At 54.0% G+C, this 18536-nt stretch carries 14 protein-coding genes; 11 read left to right on the top strand and 3 right to left on the bottom strand.

Annotated features, from left to right (window positions below; genetic code table 11):
* Window positions 1–228: 228 nt before the first annotated feature.
* Together ppnN and queF are read right to left on the bottom strand one after the other, a co-directional pair.
* Window positions 229–1596: a nucleotide 5'-monophosphate nucleosidase PpnN gene (gene ppnN / locus FN037_RS14555; protein WP_138360080.1), complete on the bottom strand. Its 1368-nt coding sequence runs from the start codon at window positions 1594–1596 to the stop codon at window positions 229–231.
* A 111-nt stretch (window positions 1597–1707) separates the two neighbouring features.
* Window positions 1708–2553, bottom strand: coding sequence for an NADPH-dependent 7-cyano-7-deazaguanine reductase QueF (gene queF, locus FN037_RS14550; protein ID WP_142502539.1), 846 nt, complete (start codon window positions 2551–2553; stop codon window positions 1708–1710).
* Between the two features lie 69 nt (window positions 2554–2622).
* On the opposite strand from queF, the gene syd reads away from it, so the two are divergent.
* The 8 genes from syd to FN037_RS14505 all read left to right on the top strand — a co-directional run bounded on the left by syd (window position 2623) and on the right by FN037_RS14505 (window position 11080).
* Complete coding sequence (gene syd / locus FN037_RS14545) at window positions 2623–3168, top strand: SecY-interacting protein (protein WP_142502538.1); 546 nt, start codon at window positions 2623–2625, stop codon at window positions 3166–3168.
* A 583-nt stretch (window positions 3169–3751) separates the two neighbouring features.
* Window positions 3752–4081, top strand: coding sequence for a YqcC family protein (locus FN037_RS14540; protein WP_138360077.1), 330 nt, complete (start codon window positions 3752–3754; stop codon window positions 4079–4081).
* On the top strand, window positions 4081–4875 hold the full coding sequence (gene truC / locus FN037_RS14535; RefSeq protein ID WP_138360209.1) for a tRNA pseudouridine(65) synthase TruC: 795 nt from the start codon (window positions 4081–4083) through the stop codon (window positions 4873–4875). Before FN037_RS14540 ends, truC begins: the two co-directional genes overlap by 1 nt.
* A gap of 2 nt (window positions 4876–4877) precedes the next feature.
* Complete coding sequence (locus tag FN037_RS14530; RefSeq protein ID WP_138360076.1) at window positions 4878–5321, top strand: flavodoxin; 444 nt, start codon at window positions 4878–4880, stop codon at window positions 5319–5321.
* A gap of 485 nt (window positions 5322–5806) precedes the next feature.
* Entirely contained in the window at window positions 5807–7156 is a 1350-nt protein-coding gene (gudP, locus tag FN037_RS14520) for a galactarate/glucarate/glycerate transporter GudP (RefSeq protein ID WP_138360075.1), read from the top strand.
* A gap of 5 nt (window positions 7157–7161) precedes the next feature.
* Window positions 7162–8502 (top strand): enolase C-terminal domain-like protein, encoded by a 1341-nt coding sequence (locus FN037_RS14515; RefSeq protein ID WP_142502537.1) that lies wholly within the window; start codon window positions 7162–7164, stop codon window positions 8500–8502.
* Window positions 8503–8528: 26 nt separating this feature from the next.
* Entirely contained in the window at window positions 8529–9869 is a 1341-nt protein-coding gene (gene gudD / locus FN037_RS14510; RefSeq protein ID WP_138360073.1) for a glucarate dehydratase, read from the top strand.
* Between the two features lie 71 nt (window positions 9870–9940).
* Window positions 9941–11080: a glycerate kinase gene (locus FN037_RS14505; protein ID WP_142502536.1), complete on the top strand. Its 1140-nt coding sequence runs from the start codon at window positions 9941–9943 to the stop codon at window positions 11078–11080.
* Window positions 11081–11111: 31 nt separating this feature from the next.
* Here FN037_RS14505 and barA read toward each other — a convergent pair whose 3' ends face one another.
* Entirely contained in the window at window positions 11112–13853 is a 2742-nt protein-coding gene (gene barA / locus FN037_RS14500; RefSeq protein WP_138360071.1) for a two-component sensor histidine kinase BarA, read from the bottom strand.
* A gap of 122 nt (window positions 13854–13975) precedes the next feature.
* On the opposite strand from barA, the gene rlmD reads away from it, so the two are divergent.
* From rlmD to mazG, 3 genes are all read left to right on the top strand, one after another.
* Window positions 13976–15331 (top strand): 23S rRNA (uracil(1939)-C(5))-methyltransferase RlmD, encoded by a 1356-nt coding sequence (rlmD, locus tag FN037_RS14495; RefSeq protein ID WP_142502535.1) that lies wholly within the window; start codon window positions 13976–13978, stop codon window positions 15329–15331.
* Window positions 15332–15394: 63 nt separating this feature from the next.
* Entirely contained in the window at window positions 15395–17632 is a 2238-nt protein-coding gene (gene relA, locus FN037_RS14490) for a GTP diphosphokinase (RefSeq protein ID WP_138360069.1), read from the top strand.
* Window positions 17633–17742: 110 nt separating this feature from the next.
* Window positions 17743–18534 carry a nucleoside triphosphate pyrophosphohydrolase gene (mazG, locus tag FN037_RS14485; RefSeq protein ID WP_138360068.1) on the top strand — a complete coding sequence of 264 codons (792 nt, stop codon included), beginning with the start codon at window positions 17743–17745 and terminating at the stop codon, window positions 18532–18534.
* Window positions 18535–18536: the final 2 nt, after the last annotated feature.

Here is an 18536-nt window from a genome sequence, read left to right as displayed (position 1 = left end):
ATGATTATTTACAGCATATGGAGGAATAATGACTAATGTGACAGTGGGGGGCGGGCGTAAAAATATGCTGTTTTCCGCTTAAATACATTTTTTCTAGTGATATTTTTGTGATGCTCAGTATTGGCTATTAAGCGGCGGCGCTCTGTGTGGAAAGTGCTACAGATGAAGCGGCGATGGAGAGCCCGGGCGAGGCGTTATCCGCCGCCCGGGAGAAGAAGAAAAGAGCATTCAGGAGCAGATTTCGTAGCAAGGGATATAGGCGGTACCGCCTGGTAACTTCATTCGATGCTGGGCAACAAAGCCCTGTAGCAGATTATCCATGCGGCGCATCATTTCTGCGTCACCATGAATTTTGTAGGGGCCGAACTTTTCAATAGCCTGGATACCCACCTCTTTCACATTACCAGCGACGATACCGGAGAAAGCGCGACGCAGATCCGCAGCCAGTATTTCCGCGGGCTGATCCGGGTATAGCTTGAGATTAGCCATATTTTCGTGGGTTGGATCGAACGGCATTTGCAGATCAGGGGCAATACGCATCGACCAGTTGAAGCTGTAGGCGTCGCCGGATTCGCGACGGTTCTCTTTCACCAGCGGCATCGCCTTTTTCATCTGACGCGCAACTTCCGCGGCATCGTCAATAATAATGCGATAGTGACGACGGGCGGATTCACCCAGGGTATGCACAATAAACTCATCCAGCACGCAGAAATAATCGGCGCTCTCTTTTGGCCCTGTCAGGATCAGCGGCAGGACCTGGGACTTGTTTGACGGATGCATTAAAATGCCCAACAGATAGAGCAGTTCTTCCGCAGTCCCCACCCCTCCCGGGAAGATAATGATGCCGTGGGCGATACGCACAAACGCCTCAAGGCGTTTTTCGATATCCGGCATGATGATCAGTTCGTTCACCAGCGGATTTGGCGGCTCGGCGGCAATAATGGATGGCTCGGTCATACCGATAAAGCGGCTGTCTCTGTAACGCTGCTGCGCGTGGCCGACAGCGGCGCCTTTCATTGGCGCTTCCATCGCACCCGGCCCACAGCCAGTACAGATATTCAGTTCGCGCAGGCCCAGGTGTGTGCCGACCCGGCGGGCATACAGATATTCGTTTTCATTAATTGAATGGCCGCCCCAGCAGACAACCATATTTGGCGCTTCGCCGACGTGCAGGGCGCGGGCGTTACGCAGAATAGAAAATACAAGGTTAGTGATATGAACCGAGCTTTCTAAGTCGAGATTCGTGAAGCGAACGGTGTTGTGGATCTGACCGTAGACGAACAGGATATCGCGCAGTACAGCAAACAGGTTGGCCTGCAGGGAACGGATAATTCGCCCGTCAACGAAGGCGTCTTCTGGCGGGTTGATCAGTTCCAGCTTCACGCCGCGTTCGCGGCGCAGCACGTTAATATCGAAGTTTTCAAAACGAGACAGAAGCTCTTTGCTGTTATCGGTCAGACTCCCTGAGTTGAGCACAGCAAGTGAGCAGTTGCGAAAGAGTTGATACAAGTCACTGCTGGCGGTGCGTTTAAGCATATCCACTTCCAGCTGTGACAGCATATCCATTGAACCAAGCGGGCTAACATGTGTAATCAAGTGAACTCCTTACAGGACCATTATCGTCTTCCTGTGATTACAATAGCCCTGCTGACGGCGTTTTCACAACTTTGCGCGCGCGTTAACGCACGCAAATTGTAAGAATGTTTACTATTGACGGGCGAGGCGACCGATAGCCGGAGCAAATTCGGTGTTACTGCGCCACGGGTTGATGTCCAGGCCGCCGCGTCGCGTGTAGCGCGCATAAACGGAAAGGGATTCCGGCTGGCAGAAACGCTGAATATCGTTGAAAATCCGTTCCACGCACTGTTCGTGAAACTCGTTGTGGTGACGGAATGACACCAGGTAGCGCAGTAGCTTTTGGCGATCGATTGCCGCCCCGCGATACTGGATTTGTATTGAGCCCCAGTCAGGCTGGTGAGTTATCAGGCAGTTGGACTTCAGTAGATGGCTGACCAGCGTCTCTTCGACCACCTTGCCGGAAGCGGCACCTTGCAGGTAGTCGGCGCTGAACTGGTAGTTATCGATTTCAATGTCCTGATCGTCGATGCAGGTACCGTGCAGGGGCGCTATTGGCTGTCCTTCCAGTTCAGTGAGGCGATAAAGAGACACCTTGACCTCGCCCTGTGCACAGGCGCTGAGATCGTGCGCCAGTGTTTCCTGAACGTTCTGCCAGTCGGCAAAGCGTGTCTGGTTAAAACTATTGAGATAGAGCTTGAAGCTTTTTGACTCCACCAGATTTACGCTGGTGTCGCTTATTTCAACATGGCCAACGGCGACCTGCGGCAGGCCTTTGGCATTCAGCCATGAAAGTTCATATAGCGTCCAGATATCGGCGCCGTGAAACGGCAGGTTATCAGCGTGCAGATCCAGCGGCTCGCGATTCAGGCTACGCGGTACGCCCTGAAGCAGGCTGGCATCGTAGGTATCGCGGTAATCGGTTGATTTACCGAGCGTCAGGCCAGACAGCGCCTGATGATTATCGTAAGAAGACATGTTTCACCATCGTCAAAGCGGTTACACTATATGCCAAGTGTATCCTGTCTGACATGAAGAGAGAAACCGGTGGAGCAGCAAACCGCAGAAGCGCTACAAGCATTTACCCAACGTTATTGCGAAGCATGGCAGCAGCGGTACTCCACCCTGCCGCGTAGCGAAGAGCTTTACGGCATTCCGTCTCCGTGCATCAGCGGCACGGAAGGGAACGGCGTTTTCTGGCAGCCGCAACCGTTTTCTTTAGCGCAAAATATTAACGCGGTTGAACGGGCGCTGGAGATTGTGGTACAACAAGCGCTTCATTCTTATTATACCACCCAGTTTGCCGGTGATATGCAGGCCTGTTTTGCCGATGAAACCATGACATTGCTGCAAAGCTGGAATCCGGATGATTTTCAGCGAATGCAGGAGAACCTCATTGGTCATCTGGTCGTGCAAAAGCGTTTGAAGCTGTCACCCACGTTGTTTATCGCCACGCTGGAGAGTGAACTGGAGGTGATTTCGGTGTGCAATATCAGCGGTGAAGTGATTAAAGAGACGCTTGGCACCCGCAGAAGAACAACACTTTCTCCTTCACTCGTGAGTTTTCTTAATCAACTTAAGCCATTTCTGTAATCACCGTGCCTGAACCTTTGTGAGAGATCTCTTACAAGATGTGTAAGAGATCGGCATTATTTAAACCGCTCCTCTGGCATCGTTGTTTTGATAAAATTGATATTATTCAAATTGTTATCTATTTTTCCATTTGCCCAACCGGCGATAAATCTTAAGGTATTGTCTTAACAAGGGTTGTAAGACGAAGCGGAATCAGAGATTCTATATACGTCGACAGGAAGTCGCGAAATGAAGCGAACATCAGGATGATGACGCTTCTACAGGACCCGCCGGGATGGCGTTAAGGGACACCTCCAGGAGGGAGAACGAGAGCCGCTCAGGACGTTCGGTGGATCAGGACGATCAGGACGAACTTATGGATGAGTTATTTCACATCGGGGTGGTGTGGAAGCAGGACGCATAAGTTTATGGATGAACATGGTCAGGAGACCCCAGGAAAAGTTTTCAAGGACGAGCAGGGAGCACCAATGTAGCTGGATTGCTGCCAAACGAACCGGGAGCACTGTTGATACAGTGCTCCCTTTTTTTATTTCTCTTCTGAATTTGCTATCCTGCGCCGGTTTACCACTCATCGAGGTTTCCCATGACTCTTCACCATCGCGTGCGCGAACGTCTGCACGCCATTGAGGCGCTGCTGCGCGCAACGGAACACTGGCAGGATAATGCGCCCGATCGCCGCGCTTTCGCCAGCGAGCAACCGTTCTGTCTCGATACCATGGCGCCACTGGAGTGGCTGCAGTGGGTATTAATCCCGCGTATGAGCCAGCTTCTGGAAAACGAACAGCCGCTGCCGCAGAACTTCGCTGTCGCGCCTTATTATGAAATGGCTCTGGATAATACTCACCCGTTGCGTGAGAAGATACTGGCTGAACTGGTACGGCTGGATGCGCTGTTTTCTGGCGGCGAAGCGTGATGCTGGAGATCCTGTATCAGGACGCGTGGCTGGTGGCGGTGAACAAACCTTCAGGCTGGCTGGTGCATCGTAGCTGGCTGGATCGTGATGAAAAAGTGGTGGTGATGCAGACCGTGCGCGATCAGATAGGCCAGCACGTGTTCACCGCTCATCGCCTCGATCGTCCAACCTCCGGTGTGCTGTTGATGGGGTTGTCGAGCGAAGCGGGTAGGTTGCTCGCGCAGCAGTTCGAACAGCATCAAATGCAGAAACGTTATCATGCGATAGTCCGCGGCTGGCTGAACGAAGAGGCGGTGCTTGATTACCCGTTGGTTGAAGAGCTGGATAAAATCGCCGATAAATTCGCCCGTGGAGATAAAGGTCCACAGCCAGCGGTGACCCATTACCGCGGCCTGGCGACGGTAGACATGCCGGTCGCGACCGGGCGTTATCCCACCACTCGCTATAGTCTGGTGGAACTGGAGCCGAAAACCGGACGTAAACATCAGCTACGCCGCCATCTCGCTCATCTTCGTCATCCGATTATCGGCGATAGTAAGCATGGCGATCTGCGGCAGAATCGCAGCGCGGCGGAACATTTTGGCTGTGAACGGCTGATGCTCCATGCCAGCCAGCTCTCATTAACGCATCCCTTTACCGGCGAGCCGCTGGTGATTCGCGCCGGTCTGGATGATATCTGGATGCGCGCGCTGTCGCAGTTTGGCTGGCGCGGCCTTCTCCCGCTAATTGAAAGGGTTGAGTTTGTCGGCGACTGCGGTCAGGATGAAGAGAGTCAGGTTAATTCAGGGAGATAGTCATGGCAGAAGTTGGCATTTTTGTCGGCACGATGTATGGAAATTCACTGCTGGTCGCCGAAGAGGCGCAGGCCGTTCTGAGTGGACTGGGACATCAGGCGACGGTCTTTGAAGATCCGGAGGTCAATGACTGGGAATCATATACCGGGAAATATGCGCTGGTCGTGACATCAACCACCGGGCAGGGGGATTTACCGGATAATATTGTGCCGTTGTACGAAGGTATCAAAGATATGTACCAGCCGCATTTGCGCTATGGCATTATCGCCCTTGGCGATAGCACTTACGCCAACTTTTGCGGCGGCGGCCTGAAGTTTGATGCGTTATTGCAGGAGCAGGGCGGCACGCGCGTTGGCGACATGCTAAAAATTGACGCCAGCGAACACCCGGAGCCTGAAAGCGTCTCGAACCCCTGGGTAGAGCAGTGGGCGACGCTGCTGGATTAATTAAAGTTTCGCCCTCTCCCTACGCAGAGGGCGTCTCTTTTCACGCATTTTCAATGCCAGTAGCCGGATTAACGGTCAAAAAGAGTGTAACAATTTTTCACCCTATCAGCTTCAGGCGTTTGCCTTAAAACCGCTTCGATAGCAGGGCCTTTTCCGGGCTATTTCACCGGGTCAAGAGAGTTAATTCACACTCCTGTCGTTTGCGTCGTTTTTTTCACCCCTGACCAGGCGCGGCTTTTCATTTCCGTGAACTATCCCCCATCCTCTCAGGCATAAGCCACAAATCAGATTAATCATCGCCGCAAAAGCTGTGTATTTGCACGGTGAGCCAACTCGCCCCTCTTTTTATACTTTTCCTGCCAGTGACAATGCAGTGCCAGATATAACGAAAATTATGAAAAAACACCCACACGTCATTCTGAGTACCCTACAGGTTGTGCTGTTCAGAATGAATGTAGCTAACGCTATGATTCAGGAGTGCAACAATGAGTTCATTAAGTCAAGCGGCGAGCGGCGCTGAAAAGCGCACCAATGCTCGCTACTGGATAGTGGTGATGTTGTTTATCGTCACATCCTTCAACTATGGTGACCGCGCCACGTTATCCATTGCCGGTTCGGAGATGGCCAAAGATATTGGCCTCGATGCGGTTGGTATGGGCTACGTCTTCTCTGCGTTTTCATGGGCCTATGTTATTGGTCAGATCCCAGGCGGCTGGTTACTTGACCGCTTTGGTTCAAAACGCGTCTACTTCTGGTCCATTTTTGTCTGGTCCATGTTCACTTTGCTGCAGGGCTTTGTTGATATCTTTAACGGCTTCGGCATTATCGTCGCGCTATTTACCCTGCGTTTCCTCGTAGGGTTAGCCGAGGCGCCTTCCTTCCCCGGCAACAGCCGTATCGTGGCGGCATGGTTCCCGGCGCAGGAGAGGGGAACGGCGGTCGCTATCTTTAACTCCGCGCAATACTTTGCCACCGTTATCTTCGCGCCGATCATGGGGTGGTTGACCCATGCGGTGGGCTGGTCGCACGTGTTCTTCTTTATGGGCGGTCTCGGGATCATTATCAGCTTTATCTGGATGAAAGTCATTCATGAACCTAACCAGCATCCAGGCGTAAACCAAAAGGAACTGGAGTATATCGCCGCGGGCGGCGCGCTGATCAATATGGATCAGCCCGGCGCGAAAACGAAAGTGCCGTTCAGTGTGAAGTGGGGGCAAATCAAACAACTACTGGGGTCACGCATGATGATTGGCGTGTATATCGGCCAGTACTGTATCAACGCCCTGACCTACTTTTTTATTACCTGGTTCCCGGTCTATCTGGTGCAGGCGCGCGGCATGTCGATTCTGAAAGCGGGTTTTATCGCTTCGGTTCCGGCCATCTGTGGCTTCGCGGGCGGCGTACTTGGCGGGATCATTTCCGACTGGTTGATGCGCCGGACAGGTTCGTTAAATATTGCGCGTAAAACGCCAATTGTCATGGGCATGCTGTTGTCGATGGTGATGGTGTTTTGTAACTACGTTAGCGCTGAGTGGATGGTCATCGGTTTTATGGCGCTGGCCTTCTTCGGTAAAGGTATCGGTGCGCTGGGCTGGGCGGTGATGGCGGATACTGCGCCGAAAGAGATCAGCGGCCTGAGCGGCGGTCTGTTTAATATGTTCGGCAATATCTCCGGCATCGTCACGCCAATTGCGATTGGCTATATCGTTGGCGCCACGGGCTCGTTTAAAGGTGCGCTGGTCTATGTCGGCGTTCATGCGCTGGTTGCGGTACTGAGCTATCTGGTGCTGGTGGGTGATATTAAACGCGTTGAACTGAAACCTGTCAGAGGATAAGGATAATGACAACCCAATCGAGTCCCGTTATTACTGATATGAAGGTCATTCCGGTGGCCGGGCACGACAGCATGTTACTTAACATCGGCGGCGCGCATAACGCCTATTTTACCCGCAATATCGTGGTGCTTACTGATAACGCCGGGAATACCGGCGTTGGTGAAGCGCCGGGCGGCGAGGTGATATATCAGACGTTGGTGGATGCGATCCCGATGGTTTTAGGTCAGGAAGTTGCTCGCCTGAATAAAGTGGTTCAGCAGGTGCATAAAGGCAACCAGGCCGCTGACTTTGACACCTTTGGTAAAGGCGCCTGGACCTTTGAGCTACGGGTGAATGCGGTCGCGGCGCTGGAAGCCGCGCTACTGGATTTGCTGGGCAAAGCGCTTAACGTGCCGGTCTGCGAACTGTTAGGCCCGGGTAAGCAACGTGATGCGGTCACCGTTCTGGGCTATCTCTTCTATGTGGGCGATCGTACAAAGACCGATCTGCCCTACCAGGAGAGCACGCCGGGCAATCATGAGTGGTATCGTCTGCGTCATCAGGAGGCGCTGAACAGTGACGCGGTGGTACGTCTGGCGGAAGCCTCACAGGATCGCTACGGCTTTAAAGATTTTAAACTGAAAGGCGGTGTGCTTCCCGGCGAGCAGGAAATCGAAACCGCCCGCGCGCTGAAAAAACGTTTCCCGGATGCGCGTATTACGGTCGATCCTAACGGCGCCTGGTTGCTCGATGAAGCCATCTCCCTGTGCAAAGGGCTGAATGATGTACTCACGTATGCTGAAGATCCGTGCGGCGCCGAACAGGGTTTTTCAGGCCGCGAAGTGATGTCTGAGTTCCGCCGTGCGACGGGGTTACCGGTGGCGACCAACATGATTGCCACCAACTGGCGCGAAATGGGCCATGCGGTGATGCTAAACGCGGTGGATATTCCGCTGGCCGATCCGCACTTCTGGACGCTCTCCGGCGCGGTGCGCGTGGCGCAACTGTGCGATGACTGGGGCCTGACCTGGGGCTGCCACTCTAATAACCACTTTGATATTTCGCTGGCCATGTTCACTCACGTCGGTGCGGCTGCGCCGGGTAAGCCCACGGCGATTGACACCCACTGGATCTGGCAGGAGGGCGATTGCCGCCTGACGAAGCAGCCGCTGGAAATTAAGAGCGGAAAAATTGCCGTGCCGGATGCGCCAGGTCTCGGCGTCGAACTCGACTGGGAGCAGGTTAACAAAGCGCATGAAGCGTATAAAAAACTGCCCGGCGGCGCGCGCAATGACGCAGGCCCGATGCAGTACCTGATCCCTGGCTGGACTTTTGACCGTAAACGTCCCGTTTTCGGCCGTCACTGATTGTGTAATTTAATAAGGACCGAATTATGAGCACACAATTTACTACCCCGGTTGTGACCTCCATGCAGGTGATTCCGGTTGCAGGCCACGACAGTATGCTAATGAACCTGAGCGGCGCGCACGCCCCGTTCTTCACGCGTAATATTGTGGTGATGAAAGATAACGCTGGTCATACTGGCGTTGGCGAAATTCCCGGTGGCGAGAAAATCCGTAAGACTCTGGAGGATGCCATCCCGCTTGTAGCAGGTAAGACGCTGGGGGAATATAAAAACGTACTGAGCGCCGTGCGCAATACGTTTGCCGATCGCGATGCGGGCGGTCGCGGTTTGCAGACCTTCGATCTGCGTACCACTATTCATGTGGTGACCGGGATTGAAGCGGCAATGCTTGATCTGCTGGGGCAGCATCTGGGCGTGAACGTGGCGTCACTGTTAGGAGAGGGTCAGCAACGTAGTGAAGTAGAAATGCTGGGCTACCTGTTCTTCGTTGGCAATCGTAAAGCGACGCCGCTGCCCTACCAGAGTCAGCCGGATGAGAAGTGCGACTGGTATCGTCTGCGTCACGAGGAAGCGATGACGCCAGATGCGGTTGTTCGCCTGGCGGAAGCGGCATATGAGAAGTATGGTTTTAATGACTTTAAACTGAAAGGCGGCGTGCTGGCCGGGGAAGAAGAAGCGGAATCAATTGTCGCGCTGGCGAAACGCTTCCCGCAGGCGCGCGTGACGCTGGATCCAAACGGCGCCTGGTCGCTGAATGAAGCGATCAAAATCGGCAAATATCTGAAAGGCGCCCTGGCCTATGCGGAAGATCCTTGCGGCGCCGAGCAGGGTTTCTCCGGGCGTGAAGTGATGGCTGAATTCCGTCGCGCCACCGGGCTGCCGACGGCGACCAACATGATTGCCACCGACTGGCGTCAGATGGGGCATACGTTGTCGCTGCAGTCCGTGGATATTCCACTGGCGGATCCGCACTTCTGGACTATGCAGGGTTCCGTCCGGGTGGCGCAGATGTGTCATGAGTTCGGTCTGACCTGGGGCTCGCACTCTAACAATCACTTTGATATTTCGCTGGCAATGTTTACTCACGTGGCAGCGGCGGCACCGGGCAAGATCACCGCTATTGATACTCACTGGATCTGGCAGGAAGGCAACCAGCGTTTGACTAAAGAACCGTTTGAAATCAAAGGCGGGATGGTTCAGGTTCCGGCGAAACCCGGTCTGGGCGTAGAGATCGATATGGACCAGGTAATGAAAGCCCACGAGCTGTATCAGAAACACGGTCTCGGCGCGCGCGATGATGCCATGGGGATGCAGTACCTGATCCCGAACTGGACGTATGATAACAAACGTCCGTGCATGGTGCGCTAAGGACATGCCGGTCCCTGCGGGGCCGGTTTTTTTCCGCGGTGTGGGGTAAATGCTCATTTTAAGGACAGCTTATGAAGATCGTGATCGCGCCTGATTCATACAAGGAGAGCCTGAGTGCACTGGATGTTGCAACTGCGATAGAGCAGGGTTTCCGGGAGATTTATCCCGACGCGGAATATATCAAACTGCCGGTTGCTGATGGCGGCGAAGGGACTGTTGAAGCCATGGTGGCCGCCACGCAGGGATATCGGGTTGCGGTTACCGTTACGGGGCCGCTTGGTGAACCGGTGGCGGCTTTTTATGGGCTTTCGGGCGATAAGCAGTGCGCTTTTATCGAAATGGCGGCAGCAAGCGGCCTGGAAAGCGTACCCGCAGCGCAACGTAATCCGCTGTTAACCACGTCGTGGGGAACCGGTGAGCTTATTCGTCACGCCCTGGACGCAGGCGTTAAGCAGATCATTATCGGTATCGGCGGCAGTGCGACTAACGACGGCGGCGCAGGAATGGTGCAGGCGCTGGGCGCAAAGCTGTTGACTAAAGACAATCAGCAAATTGCCCCTGGCGGCGGCGCACTGGATAATCTGGCGCGCATTGATGTTAGCGGGCTTGATCCACGTCTGGGCGGATGTCGTATTGACGTTGCCTGTGATGTCACCAACCCGCTGACGGGGCCGCAAGGCGCGACGGCGGTATTTGGGCCGCAAAAAGGCGCAACGGCGGAGATGATCGTTAGCCTGGATAAGGGGTTGGCCCACTTTGCCGAGATTATTTATCGTGACTTAGATGTTGATGTGTTGAATCTTGAAGGCGGCGGCGCGGCGGGTGGTATGGGCGCGGGATTATATGCCTTTTGCGGGGCGAAACTGCGGCCCGGCATCGAGATTGTGACTGACGCTTTACATCTTGTTGATGTGGTGGCTGATGCGGATCTGGTGATTACCGGTGAAGGGCGTATTGATAGCCAGACTATTCACGGAAAAGTTCCGGTTGGCGTGGCGAGAGTGGCAAAACGCTATGATATCCCCGTGATTGGGATTGCCGGAAGCCTGACCGCGGATGTCGGCGTGGTGCATCAGCATGGCCTGGACGCTGTTTTCAGCGTCATTTACGCTATTTGTACGCTTAATGAGGCGCTGGAAAACGCGGCTGACAACGTGCGTATGACGGCAAGAAACGTCGCCTCGGTACTGAAAATGGGGCAAATGTTATAAGTTTTCCCCGGCCGAACGTCTGGCCGGGGTTTTACATTCCCGTCAGCTTACACCCTTCTCGTGTGACGTTATTCATCTCATCCAGCAGTTCCAGAAGCTCGGGTTCCAGCGCTTCGGCAGCGGTGCCAGCGCGCAGTTGCCTCTCGATGGTCTGACATATTTTTTTCAGCCGCGGCACGCCGCTGTAGCTACAGCTGCCGTGGAGTTTATGAATCAAATCCAGCAAGCCTTCCGGATGTTCACCGACCAGTTGCTCCTCTACCGTATTACGGACTTCCGGCATAAAAGCGATAAGCATTTGTAGCATTTCCCGCGCCAGGTCCGGCTTCATCGCTGACTGGCGCAGCGCCAGTTGCCAGTCAAGAGTGACATTATCATTAATGGGCATTTCGCTGGTGTGTGTCGCCGTATGCTTTCCCGGCTGGTAGCGAAGCAACAGGCTGTAGAGTTTATCTTCCTCAATAGGCTTCGCCAGATAATCGTTCATTCCCGCGCTCAGTAATTTCTCCCGCTGTCCTTCCAGCGCGTGTGCCGTTACGGCGATCACCGGCGTGTGTTGCTGATGAGGAATCTGGTGAATCAGTTCGCAGGCGCGGATACCGTCCATATCCGGCATTTGAATATCCATCAGAATCAGATCCTGCTGCGCGTCCCTGGCTCGTTCGACGGCGTGCTGCCCGTTATCACACAGGATGACGTGCTGAACCAGGTCTTCCAGTAGTGCGCCGATAAGCTTAAGATTCGCTGGATTGTCATCCACCGCCATCACCGTCATCGGCAGTTTTTTACTCTCTGAACGCGCTGGCAGGATTGTGGATTGCGCCAGGCATGAGGCCATCAACGCAGGAAGCAAACGCGTTGAGGTCAGGGGTTTGAGTAAACACGCTGCGATGCCATTATGCTTCAGCGCTTCGGCACTTACCTGAGCGTGGCACGGTAGCGCCAGCAGCAGATGGTCGGCTAGCGTACAGGCTCTTTCCAGCTTATCGCGGTGCTGATTCAGATCGCGTATTGATACCGGAATACCGACCAACAGAATATCGTAATGAGCATCCGGTAGAGAGGCCAGGGTCGGGAAGTAGGCCACCTTCAGCGGCGTGGTTTCCAGTAGCTCCATCGTACACTGCGCCGCTACCGTATTCGCTTCAATATAGGCTAGCTTCTTTCCCTCCAGACAGTCGGTCGATACGCTGTCGGGAACCGCGTTAGGATTGAGATCGAGACTGATATGGAACCAGAATGTTGAACCGCGATTCGGCTGGCTATGGAAGGAGATATCTCCGCCCATCTCTCTTACCAGGCGCTGGGTGATGACCAGCCCCAGACCGGTACCACCATGACGACGGGAAATACTGGCGTCCGCCTGGCGGAATGCCTGAAACAGGCGCGATTGGTCGCGTTCAGGAATACCGATACCGGTATCGTGGATCTGTACTTCAATTTGCACTCTTGAGTTGCTGATATCGCGCTGTTCTACCCGTACGTCTATATTGCCGTGTTCAGTGAACTTGATGGCGTTACCGATGAGGTTGGTAATAATTTGCTGCAGGCGCAGCGGGTCGCCAATCACATTATCCGGCACATCATTTTTGATGCTCAGCGTCAGTTCCAGTCCTTTATCATGCGCCGAGTGTGCCAACAGTGTGACCACTTCATCCAGTGAATTGCGCAGCAGGAACGGAATACTTTCGAGAATGAGCTTTCCGGCTTCAAGCTTAGAGAAGTCCAGAACATCGTTAATGATGGCCAACAGATTGTTCGCTGAACGCTCAATCGTTGTGAGATGATCGCGCTGGGTGGTATTTAAATCGGTTTTCAGCGCCAGACGCGTAAAACCAATAACCCCGTTAAGCGGGGTACGCAGCTCATGGGACATATTGGCGAGGAATTCGGATTTAATCCGCGCCGCTTCCTGTGCGCGTTTTTTCGCCAGATCCAGCTCAACGTTCTGGATCTCCATCTGCTCAAGGGTTTCACGCAGATCGGACGTCGCCTGATCGACGTTATGCTGCATCTCCTCATGGTAGGCCGCCAGCGACATCGCCATGGAGTTAATGCCGTTTTTTAGCATATCCAGCTCACCGAGCATAAAGCCTTCAACGCGGCTATCAAGCTGCCCGCGACGAATACGATCAACGGTATTGACCATATTACGAATTGGCCCGGTGACGTCACGCATCAGCCGCCAGCCGAAGATCAGCGCGATACCGATACAGAACAGCATCATCACGCTGGAGATGAAAATCTCTTTATATTGCTGTAATCGTACCGATTTAAGATCCAGTTCAAGCGCCACATAGCCCAGCATATTATCCGGCATCTTAGCGTCACTCTCCGGTGATTCATCCGGTGAATAGCTTTCTGAGACAATAGGGGTGCGTAAAATCATCAAATCATCATGGCGAGTAACGCTTAAATGGCGGGGGAAGGGGGTACCTTCCGGCAACTGAAGCTCACCGGGATCGAGCTGAAAGTTGGAGGTGACAAACAGCCTGTTGTGCGAGTCATAAATGGAAATGGCCCGTACAATTTCGGAATGGCGGCGATGTAGCACGCTGATTAACTGCCCGATTGACTCGCGGTTTTGCAAATTCATGCCATATTCGCTGGAGACCGCCAGTGGTTCGATAATACTGGCTCCGGCATCTTCAAGCTGGCGCTGTAGATCGTTATAGCGGTGTGCGACGAAAAAAATACTGAGCAGCAAACCGATCAGGACGGTCGGCGCCAGAATAAGCATCATCATGCGGGCACGAAGGCTGTAGTTGGTCATGCGGTTCCATTATGGGAGAATAGACATATCATTCTTCAGGCGGCGAGCGTGTAGCTGGTGTGTCGCAACCTGAAGGAACGCATATTTTGAGTCAATATCTTTAATTGAGACATATCTCTACGATGGCGCAATTCTACTCTGCAAAACGGCGTGTGACGACGCGCCAGATCATACCTGTTACGGTAAATGACCTTGACCCTTTTGGCCAGGGTGTTGCGCGTCACCAGGGTAAAACATTATTTATTCCCGGATTATTGCCGCAAGAGCAGGCCGACGTTGTGCTGGTCGACGAGAAAAAACAGTATGCCCACGCTCAGGTTAAACGCCGTCTTAGCGATAGTCCACAGCGGCAGACTCCGCGCTGCCCGCATTTTGGCGTATGCGGCGGATGCCAGCAACAGCATGCCAGCATTGCGTTGCAGCAGCAGAGCAAACGCGCTGCGCTGGCCAGACTAATGAAGCGGGATGTTGATGAGATTATCGCCGGGGCGCCGTGGGGCTATCGTCGGCGGGCGCGTCTGAGCTTGAATTATCAGTCAAGGACCCAACAATTACAGGTAGGCTTCCGCAAGGCTAATTCAAATGAAATTGTCGATGTGGTGCAATGCCCTGTACTGGTGCCTGAACTTGGTGCATTGCTGCCTGCGGTGCGTGAATGCCTGTCAGGCCTACAGGGGGGTCGTCTGCTCGGGCATGTTGAACTGGTCCAGGCGGATAACGGCCCGTTGATGGTGTTGCGTCACACCGCTTCGCTCCCGGCGACAGATAAAGAAAAACTGGAACGCTTTTCGCAATCCCACGGGCTTGCGCTGTATCTCGCCCCGCAGAGCGAAATACTGGAACATATTCGCGGGGAGAATCCCTGGTACACATCGGACGGTCTACGCTTAGTGTTCAGTCCGCGCGATTTTATCCAGGTGAACGATGGCGTTAACCAACTGATGGTGCGCACGGCGCTGGCGTGGCTTGATATTCAGCCGCAGGATCGGGTGCTGGATCTGTTTTGCGGAATGGGCAACTTTACCCTGCCGCTGGCGAAGCGGGCGGCGCAGGTTGTCGGCGTTGAAGGCGTTCCCGCACTGGTGGAGAAGGGGCGAGAGAATGCGGCGCTGAATGGATTGCGAAATGTGACTTTCTTTCATGAAAATCTGGAAGAAGATGTTACCCGCCAGGCGTGGGCGAAGCATGGGTTTGATAAAGTGTTGCTCGACCCGGCGCGCGCCGGTGCGCCGGGCGTAATGTTACATATTATAAAGTTAGCGCCGCGTCGGGTGGTGTATGTTTCCTGTAACCCGGCGACGCTGGCACGCGATAGCGACGTTTTATTGCAGGCGGGATATAAAATTCAGCGCCTGGCAATGCTGGATATGTTTCCACATACCGGCCATCTGGAATCAATGGTGTTGTTTGAGCACGAGCTTACACAAAATCATTCGGATCGCATTGGGGCGGCGGAAGCCCGGGCTGATGCGGTTTGAAGAAAAAAGTGTAAAAGTTGAAGCTTGCCGACTTCGGCAGGCTGGTCCCTTAAGGAGAGGACAATGGTTGCGGTAAGAAGTGCACATTTAAATAAAGCTGGTGAATTTGACCCGAAGAAATGGATCGCGAGTCTGGGGATTTCCAGCCAGCAGTCGTGTGAACGCTTAGCCGAAACCTGGGATTATTGTCGAGAGAAAACGCAGGGACACCCGCAGGCGGAGCTGTTGCTATGGCGCGGCGTGGAGATGGTGGAAATCCTCTCCATGCTGAGCATGGATAGCGACACGCTGCGTGCCGCGCTGCTTTTCCCGCTGGCGGACGGTAACGTTGTCAGTGAGGAGATCCTCCAGGAGAGCGTGGGCAAGTCCGTCGTTTCCCTTATTCACGGCGTGCGGGATATGGCGGCGATACGCCAGCTTAAAGCCACCCATACCGATTCCGTTTCTTCTGAGCAGGTGGATAACATTCGCCGCATGCTGCTGGCGATGGTCGATGATTTCCGCTGCGTGGTGATTAAGCTGGCAGAGCGTATTGCGCATCTGCGTGAAGTGAAGGATGCCCCGGAAGATGAGCGCGTGCTGGCGGCTAAAGAGTGCACCAATATCTATGCGCCGCTGGCCAACCGTCTGGGGATTGGTCAGCTTAAGTGGGAGCTGGAAGATTATTGCTTCCGCTATCTGCATCCGGCGGAATACAAGCGTATCGCTAAATTGCTGCATGAGCGTCGTATCGATCGCGAACACTATATTGACGAGTTCGTCGGTAAGCTGCGCGCGGAGATGAAAGCCGAAGGCGTTAAGGCCGAGGTCTATGGGCGACCAAAGCATATTTACAGCATCTGGCGCAAAATGCAGAAAAAACATCTCGCCTTTGATGAACTGTTTGATGTCCGCGCGGTGCGTATTGTCGCTGAGCGCCTGCAGGACTGCTATGCCGCGTTGGGGATCGTACACACTCACTACCGTCATTTGCCGGATGAGTTTGATGATTATGTCGCCAATCCGAAGCCGAATGGCTATCAGTCGATTCATACTGTCGTACTTGGCCCGAGCGGCAAGACCATTGAAATTCAAATTCGTACCCGCCAGATGCATGAAGATGCCGAACTGGGGGTGGCTGCCCACTGGAAGTACAAGGAGGGAGCCAGCGCAGGCGCCAGCGGCGGACGAGGTTACGAAGATCGTATTGCCTGGCTGCGGAAACTGATTGCCTGGCAGGAAGAGATGGCGGATTCCGGCGAAATGCTGGATGAGGTTCGTAGCCAGGTCTTTGACGACCGGGTGTATGTTTTTACGCCGAAGGGTGATGTTGTGGATTTGCCGGCGGGCTCAACGCCGCTGGATTTTGCCTACCATATTCACAGTGATGTTGGCCATCGCTGCATCGGGGCAAAAATCAGCGGGCGTATTGTGCCGTTCACCTATCAGTTGCAAATGGGGGATCAGATTGAAATCATTACCCAGAAGCAGCCGAACCCAAGCCGTGACTGGCTGAACCCGAACCTGGGCTACGTTACGACCAGCCGCGGGCGTTCCAAAATTCATGCCTGGTTCCGCAAACAGGATCGCGACAAAAATATTCTGGCTGGACGGCAGATCCTTGATGACGAGCTTGAGCATCTGGGGATTAGCCTCAAGGATGCGGAAAAACACCTGCTGCCGCGTTATAACTTCAACGATCAGGATGAGCTGCTGGCGGCGATTGGCGGTGGTGATATTCGTCTTAATCAGATGGTTAACTTCCTGCAGGCGCAGTTCAATAAGCCAAGTGCGGCGGAACAGGATGCGGCGGCGCTGAAGCAACTGCAGCAGAAGACCTATACTCCGCAAAACCGCAGCAAAGATAATGGCCGCGTGGTGGTGGAAGGTGTGGGTAATCTGATGCACCACATTGCGCGCTGCTGCCAGCCGATCCCGGGGGATGAGATTGTCGGCTTTATCACCCAGGGGCGCGGAATCTCTGTGCATCGGGCGGATTGCGAACAGCTTGCGGAGCTGCAATCTCATGCGCCGGAGCGCATTGTTGACGCGGTATGGGGAGAAAGCTACTCGGCGGGGTATTCGTTGGTTGTGCGCGTCCAGGCTAACGACCGTAGCGGTCTGCTGCGGGATATCACCACCATTCTGGCAAATGAGAAGGTCAATGTGCTGGGGGTTGCCAGCCGCAGCGATACCAAACAGCAACTGGCAACGATTGATATGACCATCGAAATCTACAATCTACAGGTACTGGGTCGCGTGCTCAGTAAACTCAACCAGGTGCCGGATGTGATCGACGCGCGTCGCTTGCATGGTAATTAATCGCTTTCCAGGCCGGATAACGCATCAGCCGCTATCCGGCATTTTTTTACCTGATAAGGCCTGACGTGTCTTATCAGGCCTACGTTGGTGACAAATTTCAGGATTTTCACATGAATCAAATCGATCGCCTGCTTGGCATCATGCAACGTTTGCGCGACCCGGAAAATGGCTGTCCGTGGGATAAAGAGCAGACGTTTGCGACCATCGCGCCTTATACCCTCGAAGAAACCTATGAAGTGCTCGACGCTATCGCCCGGGAAGATTTCGACGATCTTCGCGGCGAACTGGGCGACCTGCTGTTTCAGGTCGTATTCTATGCTCAGATGGCGCAGGAAGAGGGACGCTTTGATTTCAACGACGTCTGCGCGGCGATCGGCGACAAGCTGGAGCGCCGTCACCCGCATATTTTCGGTGATGCGTCCGCGGGCAACAGCAGCGAAGTACTGGCGCGTTGGGAGCAGATTAAAAGCGCTGAGCGTGCGGAAAAGTCACAGCACTCCGCGCTGGATGATATTCCCCATAGTCTGCCCGCGCTGATGCGCGCGCATAAGATTCAACGACGCTGCTCGGCGGTGGGTTTTGACTGGACTTCCCTTGGCCCGGTGCTGGACAAAGTGCATGAAGAGATGGATGAAGTGATGCACGAAGCGCAGCAGGCGGTGGTGGATGACGCTAAACTGGAAGAGGAAGTGGGCGATCTGCTGTTTGCGACGGTGAATTTATCCCGCCATTTGGGGGTAAAAGCTGAAGTCGCGCTGCAAAAAGCCAACCTCAAATTTGAGCGACGTTTCCGTGAAGTTGAGCGGATTATCGCCGCGCGCGGTCTGGAAATGACCGGCGTCGACCTCGATATCATGGAGCAGGTGTGGCAGGAAGTAAAACGCCAGGAAACTGATCTCTAAAG

Origin of the sequence: Klebsiella sp. 2680 (assembly GCF_900198535.1) — a bacterium.
Lineage (GTDB): Bacteria > Pseudomonadota > Gammaproteobacteria > Enterobacterales > Enterobacteriaceae > Klebsiella > Klebsiella indica.
The sequence above is the reverse complement of the archived record's forward strand: the minus strand, read 5'-3'. Positions and strand labels throughout refer to the sequence as shown.

What these genes read in the sequence shown, in the direction of transcription:
- queF (WP_142502539.1), bottom strand. Translation starts at nt 2,553, where the DNA reads ATGTCTTCTTACGATAATCATCAGGCGCTGTCTGGCCTGACGCTCGGT.
- FN037_RS14540 (WP_138360077.1), top strand. Translation starts at nt 3,752, where the DNA reads ATGACTCTTCACCATCGCGTGCGCGAACGTCTGCACGCCATTGAGGCG.
- truC (WP_138360209.1), top strand. Translation starts at nt 4,081, where the DNA reads ATGCTGGAGATCCTGTATCAGGACGCGTGGCTGGTGGCGGTGAACAAA.
- FN037_RS14530 (WP_138360076.1), top strand. Translation starts at nt 4,878, where the DNA reads ATGGCAGAAGTTGGCATTTTTGTCGGCACGATGTATGGAAATTCACTG.
- gudP (WP_138360075.1), top strand. Translation starts at nt 5,807, where the DNA reads ATGAGTTCATTAAGTCAAGCGGCGAGCGGCGCTGAAAAGCGCACCAAT.
- FN037_RS14515 (WP_142502537.1), top strand. Translation starts at nt 7,162, where the DNA reads ATGACAACCCAATCGAGTCCCGTTATTACTGATATGAAGGTCATTCCG.
- gudD (WP_138360073.1), top strand. Translation starts at nt 8,529, where the DNA reads ATGAGCACACAATTTACTACCCCGGTTGTGACCTCCATGCAGGTGATT.
- FN037_RS14505 (WP_142502536.1), top strand. Translation starts at nt 9,941, where the DNA reads ATGAAGATCGTGATCGCGCCTGATTCATACAAGGAGAGCCTGAGTGCA.
- barA (WP_138360071.1), bottom strand. Translation starts at nt 13,853, where the DNA reads ATGACCAACTACAGCCTTCGTGCCCGCATGATGATGCTTATTCTGGCG.
- rlmD (WP_142502535.1), top strand. Translation starts at nt 13,976, where the DNA reads ATGGCGCAATTCTACTCTGCAAAACGGCGTGTGACGACGCGCCAGATC.
- relA (WP_138360069.1), top strand. Translation starts at nt 15,395, where the DNA reads ATGGTTGCGGTAAGAAGTGCACATTTAAATAAAGCTGGTGAATTTGAC.
- mazG (WP_138360068.1), top strand. Translation starts at nt 17,743, where the DNA reads ATGAATCAAATCGATCGCCTGCTTGGCATCATGCAACGTTTGCGCGAC.